Annotated in this window: 10 protein-coding genes; 5 read left to right on the forward strand and 5 right to left on the reverse strand. The window is 71.2% G+C overall.

Annotated features, from left to right (window positions below; all coding sequences use genetic code 11):
- Nucleotides 1–36 precede the first annotated feature (36 nt).
- The 4 genes from pstC (at nucleotide 37) to FMEAI12_RS29425 (ending at nucleotide 4,158) form a co-directional block, all read left to right on the forward strand.
- The gene (pstC, locus tag FMEAI12_RS29410) at nucleotides 37–1,173 is read left to right on the forward strand and encodes a phosphate ABC transporter permease subunit PstC (protein ID WP_112108600.1); all 1,137 of its coding nucleotides are present in this window, start codon (nucleotides 37–39) and stop codon (nucleotides 1,171–1,173) included.
- On the forward strand, nucleotides 1,170–2,237 hold the full coding sequence (gene pstA / locus FMEAI12_RS29415) for a phosphate ABC transporter permease PstA (RefSeq protein ID WP_112108601.1): 1,068 nt from the start codon (nucleotides 1,170–1,172) through the stop codon (nucleotides 2,235–2,237). Before pstC ends, pstA begins: the two co-directional genes overlap by 4 nt.
- 104 nt (nucleotides 2,238–2,341) lie before the next feature.
- Nucleotides 2,342–3,118 (forward strand): phosphate ABC transporter ATP-binding protein PstB, encoded by a 777-nt coding sequence (gene pstB / locus FMEAI12_RS29420; protein WP_112108602.1) that lies wholly within the window; start codon nucleotides 2,342–2,344, stop codon nucleotides 3,116–3,118.
- Between the two features lie 11 nt (nucleotides 3,119–3,129).
- Entirely contained in the window at nucleotides 3,130–4,158 is a 1,029-nt protein-coding gene (locus FMEAI12_RS29425) for a response regulator transcription factor (protein WP_112108603.1), read from the forward strand.
- A 106-nt stretch (nucleotides 4,159–4,264) separates the two neighbouring features.
- Here the strand turns inward: FMEAI12_RS29425 and FMEAI12_RS29430 are convergent, their stop codons facing one another.
- The 5 genes from FMEAI12_RS29430 to FMEAI12_RS29450 all read right to left on the reverse strand — a co-directional run bounded on the left by FMEAI12_RS29430 (nucleotide 4,265) and on the right by FMEAI12_RS29450 (nucleotide 9,926).
- Nucleotides 4,265–5,140 (reverse strand): A/G-specific adenine glycosylase, encoded by an 876-nt coding sequence (locus FMEAI12_RS29430; RefSeq protein ID WP_235014762.1) that lies wholly within the window; start codon nucleotides 5,138–5,140, stop codon nucleotides 4,265–4,267.
- 96 nt (nucleotides 5,141–5,236) lie between these two features.
- The gene (gene disA, locus FMEAI12_RS29435; protein ID WP_112108607.1) at nucleotides 5,237–6,316 is read right to left on the reverse strand and encodes a DNA integrity scanning diadenylate cyclase DisA; all 1,080 of its coding nucleotides are present in this window, start codon (nucleotides 6,314–6,316) and stop codon (nucleotides 5,237–5,239) included.
- 146 nt (nucleotides 6,317–6,462) lie between these two features.
- Entirely contained in the window at nucleotides 6,463–7,935 is a 1,473-nt protein-coding gene (gene radA, locus FMEAI12_RS29440) for a DNA repair protein RadA (protein ID WP_200835460.1), read from the reverse strand.
- A gap of 522 nt (nucleotides 7,936–8,457) precedes the next feature.
- The gene (locus tag FMEAI12_RS38790; RefSeq protein WP_235014764.1) at nucleotides 8,458–8,631 is read right to left on the reverse strand and encodes a hypothetical protein; all 174 of its coding nucleotides are present in this window, start codon (nucleotides 8,629–8,631) and stop codon (nucleotides 8,458–8,460) included.
- Between the two features lie 797 nt (nucleotides 8,632–9,428).
- Nucleotides 9,429–9,926 carry a TIGR00725 family protein gene (locus FMEAI12_RS29450; RefSeq protein WP_071065786.1) on the reverse strand — a complete coding sequence of 166 codons (498 nt, stop codon included), beginning with the start codon at nucleotides 9,924–9,926 and terminating at the stop codon, nucleotides 9,429–9,431.
- 267 nt (nucleotides 9,927–10,193) lie between these two features.
- Between FMEAI12_RS29450 and pstS the strand changes: the two genes are divergently transcribed.
- Entirely contained in the window at nucleotides 10,194–11,300 is a 1,107-nt protein-coding gene (pstS, locus tag FMEAI12_RS29455; protein WP_112108606.1) for a phosphate ABC transporter substrate-binding protein PstS, read from the forward strand.
- Nucleotides 11,301–11,396 lie beyond the last annotated feature (96 nt).

Here is an 11,396-nt window from a genome sequence, read left to right on the forward strand (position 1 = left end):
CGCCCCCTGAGGGAGGAAGAGTCGAGGTAGGTACGGATGACGACTGAGCCGGGTAGCCCGGCCGACGCCGGGTCTCGGGGGACCGGTTCACCGACCACCCCGGAGGCGGCCACCGCACCAGCGGCGGAGGCCGCGCCGACGAGCACCACGTCGACGGACATCACAGCGGCGGGCGCGACACCGCCGGGCACAACGCCGCCGGAACTCGTGCCACCGGGCATCACACCGCCGGCGGACGCCAAGCCGAAGGTCGGCCTGGCCGACGTCGCGTTCAAGAACCTGACCAGGACGGCGGGCGTCAGCCTGCTCGTGCTCATCGCGCTGATCGCGATCTTCCTGGTGCTGCGGGCCACCGACGCCCTGAGCGCGAACACCGGGAACTTCCTCACCACGGAGGAATGGCGGGCCAACGCCGACCCGCCCGTCTTCGGTGTCGCCGCCCTCCTGTTCGGAACTCTGGTCTCCGCCGTGGGGGCGCTGGTCATCGCGGTTCCGGTCGCGGTCGGCATCGCGCTTTTCATCACGATTTACGCGCCTCGCCGGCTGGCCTCCGGGCTCGGTTTCATCGTCGACCTGCTCGCGGCCGTGCCGAGCGTCATCTACGGTCTCTGGGGCCTGATCGTCCTCGCTCCGCACTTCAACGGGACGCAGTCCTGGCTGGCCGACTACTTCGGCTGGATCCCGCTTTTCAACATCGATGACAGCACGGTCGGACGTTCGATGTTCCTGGCCAGCGTGGTGCTGGCAATCATGATTCTCCCGATCGTGGCGGCGATATCCCGGGAGGTCTTCTCCCAGGTGCCCATCACTCATCGTGAGGCTGCTCTCGCGCTCGGCGCCACCCGCTGGGAGATGATCCGGACGGCGGTCATTCCCTACGGCAAGCCGGGTGTGATCAGCGCTTCCATGCTGGGTCTCGGCCGGGCGATGGGCGAGACGATCGCGGTCGCCCTCGTCCTGCCGGCCTCCTTCAACATCTCCTGGAACATCCTCACTCCCGCCGGAAACACGATCGCCGCGAACGTGGCGAACGGCTTCGGTGAGGCAAACGACATCGGAAAGGGCGCTCTCATCGCGTCCGGTCTCGTTCTCTTCGTCGTCACGATGGTGGTCAACATGATTGCTCGAGCCGTCATCGCGCGGCGTGCCGAGTTCTCGGGACGCGCGGCATGAGCACCGCGACGACGACGGCGCCGACGGCTCCGGTCGGTGACGGTTCGCTGAACCTGCGCGGGCAGACGCTCGGTCGGCCGGTACTCGGTGCCATCGCTGCGGGAGCGGTCGTGCTGACCCTCCTGCTCTACCTGGTGACCTCCATCCACAGCCGGATCCAGTTCGTCCTCATCGCGCTGATCCTGTTCGGCATCGGGCAGACGATCGCGTCGGTCATGGTGGAGGGGTCACGGCGGGCGCGGGACCGGCTCGTCACCTCGGCCGTGTTCGGCTCGTTCCTCCTCGCGCTCATCCCGCTGCTGGCGATCATCATCAGTGTCGTGACGCGGGGCGCGGAGCGGCTGGACGGGAACTTCCTCACGCATTCGATGCGCAGCATCAATGCCCGGGAGGCCGGCGGCGGCGTCTACCACGCGATCATCGGGACCCTCGAGCAGGTCGGGCTGGCGAGCGTCATGGCGGTGCCGTTCGGGCTGCTGGTCGCCATCTACCTGGTCGAGTACGGAACCGGCCGGATCAGCCGCGTGATCAGCTTCTTCGTGGACGTCCTGACCGGCCTCCCGTCGATCATCGCCGGTCTGTTCGTGCTGGGCTTCTGGATTCTCGCGCTGGGGCAGAGCTTCTCCGGTTTCGCCGGTGCCCTCGCCCTGACGATCCTCATGATTCCGGTGGTCGTGCGCTCCGCCGAGGAGATGCTGAAACTCGTTCCCGACGAGCTGCGCGAGGCGAGCTATGCGCTCGGTGTCGCCCGGTGGCGGACGATTCTGAAGGTGGTGCTCCCGACCGCGCTGCCGGGAATCGTCACCGGCGTCATGCTGGCCGTCGCCCGGGTCGCCGGCGAGACGGCGCCGCTGCTGCTGACCGTCTTCGGCGCGAACTCGATCAACTTCAACCCGTTCTCCGGTGAACAGTCGGCCCTTCCGCTGTACATCTACTCACAGGCCGGACAGCCGCAGCAGGTCGCGATCGACAGAGCCTGGGCCGCGGCGCTCACGTTGATTATCATCATCATGCTGCTCAATCTGCTCGCTCGGCTCGTGGCGCGCCGGGCGACGATCAAGTAGCCCGTGGTGGCCGTCGTCGTCCGCCCAGGGCGCCAGTCGGCAGTCCGGGTACTGCCTTCTTCCACGAACCGACCGACCGCACAAACACCTGAGTCGAGGTAGCAATGGCCACCCGTATCGACATCTCCGGGCTGACCGCCTACTACGGGAAGTTCAAGGCCGTAGCCGACGTGAACCTGACGATCGAGCCCAAGACCGTGACGGCCTTCATCGGCCCGTCCGGCTGCGGGAAGTCGACCGTCCTGCGGACGCTCAACCGGATGCACGAGGTCCTCCCCGGAGCCAGGGTCGAGGGCAAGGTCCTGCTCGACGGGGAGGACCTGTACGGCCCCGGGGTCGACCCGGTGAACGTCCGCCGCAACGTCGGCATGGTCTTCCAGCGGCCCAACCCGTTCCCCACGATGTCGATCTACGAGAACGTCATCGCCGGGCTGAAGCTGAACGGCATCCGCAAGAAGGCACTGCTCGACGAGCGGGTCGAGGAGTCGCTGCGCGGCGCCAACCTGTGGGACGAGGTCAAGGACCGGCTCAACCGGCCCGGCGCCGGGCTGTCCGGAGGCCAGCAGCAGCGACTGTGCATCGCCCGCGCGATCGCCGTCGAGCCGCAGGTGCTGCTCATGGACGAGCCGTGCTCCGCGCTCGACCCGATCTCCACCCTCGCGATCGAGGACCTGATCCAGAAGCTCCGGTCCAGCTACACGATCGTCATCGTCACGCACAACATGCAGCAGGCGTCCCGCGTGAGCGAGACGACGGCCTTCTTCTCCCTGGAGAAGACCGGCGACCCGGGACGGCTGGTGGAATGCGACCGCACCTCGCAGATCTTCAGCAACCCGAAGGAGAAGCGCACCGAGGACTACGTCTCCGGGCGGTTCGGCTGAGATCTCCCGACGTGTGGCCGACGGCCAGCGGCGGGGGCGACGGTGCGGTCGCCTCCGCCGCGCCAGATCACGGGCAGCCCTCGCCCTCGCTGCTCATAGCCGACGACGAGGCGAACGACGAACTGCTACCGGCATTGCGCGGCCGGGGCGTGGAGGTCAGCGTCGTCACCGACGGCGCCCAGGCCCTCGTCGAGATCGGTCGGCTCGACCCGTCGGCCGTGCTGATCAGCGCACGGCTGCCGGTGGTGGACGGCGTCACCGTGATCCGCACGGTCCGCTCGGTGGCGGGCCGGGACACCACGCCCATCCTGTTCGCGGTCGGCCCCGGTGACCGGGAACAGGCCGCGGCGGCGCTCGAGGCCGGGGCGAGCGCCTGCGTGGGCAAGCCGTACCGCCTGCACGAGGTGCTGGCGATGGTCGGTGCCGTCGGCGGCCTGGCGGCCGTCACGGCCGGCCTGGACGGCTCGGGCGGTCTGAGCGGTTCAGGCACCCGGATGACGCCGGCCGCGGGCCGCGCCGGCTCGTCCGGAGGCCCGGAGGGCGCCGGCGGCTTCGGCGGGCTCCTCACCGCCGGCGGCACGGGCCGGCCAGGGTTGGCCGGCGTGTTGGCGGTCCCCGCGGCATCGAGCGTGCTGCGCTCCGGGCCGGTCGTTCTCGACGTCGACGCGCACGAGGTCACCGTGGACGGCCGCGCCGTCCACATGCCGCCACGGGAGTTCCGGCTGCTGCACCTGCTGCTCGGGCACGCCGGGCGGGTCGTCACCAGGGAGACCCTGCTCACCGAGGTCTGGGGCTCGGCCGACACCGACCCGAACACGCTGGCGGTGCACGTGCGCCGCCTGCGCCGCCGCCTCGGGGACTCCATCTCCGGCGCGGCCGACGGCGCCGCCGCGCAGCGACACGACTCCGCCGACGCTCCCGGCGTGTCGTCGCGCCCGGTTGTGACTTCCCGTGGCCTCATCGACGTTCATCCGCCGCTCATCGAGAGCATCCGCGGGATCGGATATCGCTTTCGGGCTCCCGCTCCGCGCCCGACCTGATTTCGGGGCGGACCATTTCACGGCACTTCCGTGCCGCCGAAGTGCCGTGAAATGGTCCGCGGAATGCGAAAGAGGGCTGCGGCGTCCGGGCGGGAGGCCCGGGGCGTCAGTGTGGAAGGGCGTAGACGCCCGGCGCCGTCCGGCTGACCAGGCCGTCCGTGAGGAGCCCGGCGAGCGCCCGGTCGCGCTGGACGGGCTCGTCCCACACCGCGTCGAGGTCGGCCTGCTCGACCGGCCCGGTCGCCTCCCGGAGCACGGCCAGCAGACGGCCGCGCACCTGGCGGTCGGTCCCGGCGTAGCCCTGCGGGCGCCGGGCCGGGCCCTCGAAGGGCGGGCTGCCGGCCGCCAGCCACGCGCACCCGTCCCGGACGGGGCACGCGGCGCAGCGGGGCGCCCGGGCCACGCAGACCAGCGCGCCCAGCTCCATGAACGCCGCGCTCGCCCGCGCCGCGGTCTCCGGGTCCGCCGGCAGCAGGTCGGCGACCAGCGCGAGGTCGCGCCGGGAGACCGACGTCGGTCCCTCGGCGACCCCCTCGACAGCCCGGGCGACCAGGCGGCGGACGTTCACGTCGATCACGGCGTGGCGCTGCCGGAAGGCGAACGCCGCCACGGCCCTGGCCGTGTAGCTCCCGACACCGGGCAGTGCCAGCAGGTCGTCAAGCTCGTCCGGGACGGTGCCGCCGTGCCGTTCCAGCATCGCGGTGGCGGCCTGGTGCAGTCGCAGAGCCCGGCGGGGGTAGCCGAGGCGCCCCCACGCCCGCACGGCCTCACCGGAGGGCTCCGCGGCGAGGTCGGCCGGTGTCGGCCAGCGGCTGAGCCACTCCGCCCAGACCGGCAGGACCCGGTTGACCGGCGTCTGCTGCAACATGATCTCGCTGACGAGGACGCCCCACGGCGTCGTCTCGGGCCGCCGCCAGGGCAGGTCGCGGGCACAGACCGCGAACCACTCCAGCACCTCGTCAGCCATTCGCACGGATGTCATCGCGGGAATCGTCTCAAGCCCCGGCACACCGCCCACCGCCGGCCCTCAGCCCGCCCGCGGCCGCCTCCCGCCACCGCACCGCCTACCGCGGCGCTCTCAGACGTAGCGTTCGAGGATGCTCGACTCCGCGAGCCGGGAGAGCCCCTCACGGACCGCGCGGGCGCGGGTCTCACCGACGCCGTCAACCGCCTGGAGGTCGTCGACCCCGGCGGCGAGCAGCTTCTGCAGGGTGCTGAAGTGGTCGACGAGGCGGTCCACCACCATCCGCGGCAGGCGCGGGACCTTGGCCAGCATCCGGTAGCCACGCGGGCTGATCTGGCGGTCGAGGATGTCCGCCCCGCCGGAGAAGCCGATCACCCGGGCGATGACGGTCAGGTCGAGCAGGTCCGTCGGTGACATCGCGGACAGCTCGGCGAGCACCTGGGCGGCGTTGCCCGCCCGCGAGCCGACCGGCAGGTAGTCGCGCACGGTGAGCTCGCGCTCGGTCTCGACGCCGGCCATCAGCTCCTCGAGCTGCAGCGACAGCAGCCGGCCGTCCGTCCCGAGCTCGACGACGTAGCTCTCGATCTCGTCGGCGATCCGCCGGACCATCTCCAGCCGCTGGCTCACCGAGATCGCGTCACGGACGGTGACCAGATCCTCGATCTCCAGCGCCGAGAGGGTGCCGGCGACCTCGTCGAGGCGCAGCTTGTAGCGTTCGAGCGTGGCCAGCGCCTGGTTGGCGCGGGAGAGGATGGCCGCGGCGCCGTCGAGCACGTACCGCCGCCCCGCCACGTACAGAGCGATGATGTGCATCGACTGGCTGACCGAGATCACGGGGAAGCCGGTCTGCTTCGCGACCCGCTCCGCGGTGCGGTGCCGGGTGCCGGACTCCTCGGTCGGGACCGTCGGATCCGGGACGAGGTGCACGGCGGACCGCACGATCCGCGCGAGGTCGGAGGAGAGCACGATCGCGCCGTCCATCTTCGCCAGCTCGCGCAGGCGGGTGGCCGAGAACTCCACGTCGAGCTCGAATCCGCCGGTGCACAGGCCCTCGACGACCTTGTCGTGGCCGAGCACTATGAGCGCTCCGGTGTGCCCACGCAGGATGCGCTCGAGACCGTCACGGAACGGGGTACCGGGCGCGACCGCGGCGAGTGTCGCCCGGAAGATGTCATCCCCGGGTGGTCCTGCCATCAGGCTCCCTCGTTGTTCTTCGACGTCCTGTGCGTCGAACGCCCCCACCGTGTCGTGCCCGTCGCCGTAATGGTATCGGTAAGTCGCATGCGGATCAGTGTGGGCTCACAGCGGCCTCACCATATCCGGCAATCACCAAAGCAGGTTCATTCGTCGTACATGTGCGCAATGGCCGCGATAAGGTCCGGTACTTCCTGGACGGTCAACCCTTCCGGCGCCTCTCCGGACCCGGTCGGCACGAGCGCCCGGCGGAAGCCCAATCGGGCCGCCGCGGCGAGCCGCGTACGCACCGCGCCCACCGAACGCACCTCGCCCGCCAGGCCCACCTCGCCGATCGCCACCAGATCACCGGGCAGCGGCCGGTCGCGGGCGGCGCTCACCGTGGCCAGCGCCACCGCCAGATCCGCCGCCGGCTCGGCGAGCCGAACCCCGCCGACCGTCGCCGTGTAGACGTCCGCGCGGCCGAACCGGACCCGCGCCCGCCGCTCGACGACGGCGAGGATCATCGCCACCCGGGCGGCGTCCAGCCCCGACACCGCGCGGCGCGGCACCTGCGCCGACGCCTCCGCCACCAGTGCCTGCACCTCGGCGACCAGCGGACGCCGGCCCTCCACCGTCACCGTGACGCAGGTGCCGGGTACGGCCGCCGGCCCGGCGCCGCCGGACCGCGACAGGAACAGCCCGCTGGGATCGGCGACCTCGCGGATGCCCGAGTCGTGCATCTCGAAGCAGCCCACCTCGTCCGCCGGGCCGTAGCGGTTCTTGCCGGCCCGGAGGAGACGCAGCGTCGAGTGCCGTTCGCCCTCGAAGTGCACGACGACGTCCACCAGGTGCTCGAGCAGCCGCGGCCCGGCCACGGCGCCCTCCTTCGTCACGTGGCCGACCAGCACGGTCGCCAGGCCCAGCGCCTTGGCGGTGCGGATCAGGGCGCCGGTCACCTCGCGCACCTGCGTCACCCCGCCGGCCGACCCGTCGAAGCCGGAGGAGGAGATGGTCTGCACCGAATCGACGACCAGCAGGGCCGGCTGGACCTGCTCGACATGGGTGAGCACCGCGCCAAGATCGGTCTCGGCCGCCAGCCAGAGATCGGGATGCAGCGCGCCCGTCCGCCCGGCGCGCAGGCGGACCTGGGCGGCGGACTCCTCCCCGGTGATGATGAGCGAGCGCGACCCGGTGGCCGCGCTGCGGGCGGCGACCTCCAACAGCAGGGTCGACTTGCCCACACCCGGCTCCCCGGCGAGCAGGATCACCGCCCCGGGGACGATCCCGCCGCCGAGCACGCGATCAAGCTCACCGATGCCGGTGGGCCGCGAGCGGGCGGTCGTCACGTCGACCGCCGTGACCGGGGTGGCCGGCGCCGTCACCGGGGCCGCGGCCCCGATGCGACCGGTGCCACCCAGCCCACCCGAGAACCCGCCGGCCCGGCGGGGGGCGGGTGCCTGCGCCTCGAGGGTGCCCCAGGCCTGGCAACGCGGGCACCGGCCGGCCCACCGAACGGCCTCGGCCTCGCAGGCCGAGCACCGGAAACCACCCGCGGGGTTGCGGGAACCCGCGCCCGCCCGCGAGGAGGCACGCCCTGCGCCCGCACCGGACCGCGCCGCGGGACCTGTAGACGACATGGCGGCCACCGTAGCCGGTAGGTCCGACAATCAGGGCGAGCTCCCACCTCCAGCAGGGCGGGCTCCCACCTCCGGGCACTACTGAGGAGCCCCTCAGGGCACCGGCGAGGAGCTGCTCGGCACCAGAGCGCGGGCCTGATCCCCGAAGCCGGGCCCAGCGGCTGAACCGCGGCCTGGCGGCCGAAACGGGACCTGCTCACAGAAATGTGGCGGGTCAGTAAGTCCATGGACTTACTGACCCGCCACACTTCGTACAGATCAAGGGAAGACGGCGGGCGGACGGTCGTCGGGGCCCGGCAGCCTGCCTGGCCCCGACCTGGCGACCTGCCCCGGCCGCCGGCCGCGGGTGGGTCACCAGCGCGTCACCGGCCGATGGGAAGGGGGCACCCACCGCTCGCGGAATGCGGCGGGCCCCGGCCGGGACAGCGTGCCGGCGACACCTCTGCCGCGCTGTCCGCTGCCGAGCCGTCCGCTGGTGAGCCGTCCGTCCGCGGCCGGCCGGCGGACGGCTCGGCGGACGGCTCAGTGGTGCGCGACGGCGTCCTCGGGATCCGGGCGTGGGACCTCGCGGAAGATGAGGGAGAGGTCCACGTCACCGTGGTGGCTGACGAGGGCGGCGGCGGGCGGGACCAGGATCATGGCGCTGGTCAGGTCGGCCGCCGTCGCGCCGGGGGCGAGGACCAGCTCGTGCTCCACCAGTAACCCGTTCCGGACCGTGACGACTTCCGCCAGCGACGGCGGTGGACCTCCGGATACGGGTCTGGGTTCCGGCATGAGTTCACCGGTGTCGACGGTGTTCATCGTGCATGCTGCCTTCCTGTTGCTGGCGGTCCACCGACTTCGGTGTCGCGGGCGGGATCGGAGACAGGTGTGTTCAGCGCGCGTTGGTCCCGCCGGCGGGACCTGGTCCCGGCTGTGGGGCTGACCGGTGGAGCTGGGGGTTCCGTCGGACAGCCGGTGCCGGCCGGGCCTGTTCGGCGGGCGGAGCGCGGTCGGCGGCACCCGGTGCTTGCGGTGACCGGCGACCGAACTCGACATGAACGATCGGCGACGCGATGGCGACGGCTGGCAGCGCCGTCGCCGAGCTCGCGGGAGTTCCGGGTGGTTCCCTGGCGAGTCCGGGTGAGACCGGAGGGGCGTCGTCGTCGCCGTGACGTGCGTTCGGGTCGAGCCTGAACCACCTCCTGACTCTGCGGTTATGAGGCAATGCTGTCAGCTACCGCTTGTTTGCTTTATAGCAAACGGCCGGCTGGCCGGGAAGGCAAGGGACGATCTCCGGTCAGAGTTGGACGTCTGGTGACGCGGGACGAAAGTCCGGTTCGTATGCGTAATCAGAAGTCCGAAATGGTGCGTTCGCAGTGTCTTGTAAGCGGTGTGCGCGACCTTGTGTCTGGGGGTGGTCTCGTCGGCGGGCCGCCACGGGGACCCACGCCGGCCTGCCGACGAGACGTCACGCGAGAGACCACGCGACCCGCGGCGCGCGATAGGCCCGCTCAGGGCGCGGCGGCTTCGAGAACAGCCTGGACCCGCGCGAGCGCGTCCGTTACGCCGGTGGCCACCTGGACCGACGTCGGTTGATCGCGGTGCCTCGGGTCGCCCGCCGGCGGCGTCGGCGCCCAGCTTCGCAGGCTCACGACGGGGACGCCCGTCCGCAACGCCAGGGCGACCTCGGACAGCGTGCCCCAGCCGTGTCCGACGGCCACCACCGCGGCGGCGGAACGGACCACGAGCGCGTTCCGTGCCTCCCCGAGACCGGTGGGAACGACGACGTCGATCCACGGGTTGGCCGTGGCCGGATCGTTGCCTGGAAGCAGGCCCAGGGTCCGCCCGCCGGCTGCCCGGGCGCCCCGCGAGGCCGCGGCCATCACGCCGCCGAGGCCGCCGGTCACGACGGTCAGCCCCAGCCTCGCCAGGCCCGCGCCCAGGCGCTCGGCGTCGGTTTCCTGCTCCGGTGTCGCCTCGCCCGGACCGATGACGGCAACCTGTCGCATGCGCTCACGACTCCGTTCCACCGCCGGTCATGGTGCCTCTGTGTGTAGCGTGCAACTACTGAAGGTAGCTAAATGGGTCGTGTGTGGGTTGTCGACTCGTGTCGAAACCCATGGCCGGGATGTGTTCCTGTTTGAGTGCGGTTCATGTCCGTCGATGTTCACCCTTCGTTCACTCGGCATCGCTTCGATTCTCGCCGGCACCCCGATCCGGGGGGCGGGACCAGATCCGCGCCGCGAGGCGCGAACCAGATGGACGAAGGATTGCTAGTGAACCTAGGCAAGCGTCAGATCGTCGCGGGCCTCGCCGCCGCGGCGCTGCTCTCTCTGGCCGCGTGTGGCTCGGACGACAACACCGACACGGCGGACGGGACCGCGTCCACGGCCTCCGCCGGCGCGATCGACTGCGCCAAGGGGTCGATCACCGGGTCGGGGTCCTCCGCGCAGAAGAACGCGATGGACGAGTGGGTCTCGGCCTACCAGGACGCGTGTGACGGCGCCACCATCAACTACCAGAGCACCGGCTCGTCGACTGGACGCCAGCAGTTCATCGACAAGCAGATCACCTTCGCGGGTTCCGACTCCGCGCTGAAGGACGACCAGAAGACCGCGGCGGACGCCCGCTGCACCGGCGGTGCGGCCGTCGACATCCCGATGGTCGTCGGGCCCATCGCGCTCATCTACAACCTCGACGGCGTCGACACGCTGAACCTCAGCGCGTCGAACATCGCGAAGATCTTCTCTGGTGCGATCACCAAGTGGAACGACCCGGCGATCGTCGCCGACAACGACGGCGCGAGCCTGCCGGACGCTCCGATCCAGTCGGTCCACCGCTCGGACGGCTCGGGCACGACGGACAACTTCACCAAGTTCCTCAAGGGCGCCGCGGCGTCCGACTGGACCTTCGAGGGCGGCTCCGACTGGACCGCGCCGGGTGGCCAGGGCGCCAAGGGCAGTGACGGTGTGACCTCGACCGTCAAGTCCACCCCGAACGCGATCGGCTACGTCGAGCTCTCCTACGCGGAGAACGCCAGCCTGTCGACCGCGCTGATCGGCAACGCCGCTGACGAGTTCGTCGAGGTGAGCACCGACGCCGCCTCGATCGGCATCAGCTCCGCCAAGGTCGCCGAGGGTGACGACCTCAAGCTCACCTTCGACTACACCACGGCGACCAAGGGTGCCTACCCGATCTACCTGGCCACCTACGAGATCGCCTGCACCGCTGGCACTCCCGCCGACCAGGCTCCGCTCCTCAAGAGCTTCCTGACCTACATCGCGTCCGCGGACGGCCAGGCCGCGATCACGGAGCTCGGCTACGCCCCGCTGCCGGACGAGATCGCCACGAAGGTCCGCGCCGTCATCGCCAAGATCGCCTGACGGATAGAACTGGCTGACGGGCTGACCAGCATGTCCTTCCGCGGCCGGGGCACCGTCGCCCCGGCCGCGGAACCTGGTTTTCCGGGCGGTCGCCCC

This window comes from Parafrankia sp. Ea1.12, assembly GCF_900465275.1.
In the GTDB taxonomy this organism is placed as follows: Bacteria; Actinomycetota; Actinomycetes; order Frankiales; family Frankiaceae; genus Parafrankia; species Parafrankia soli.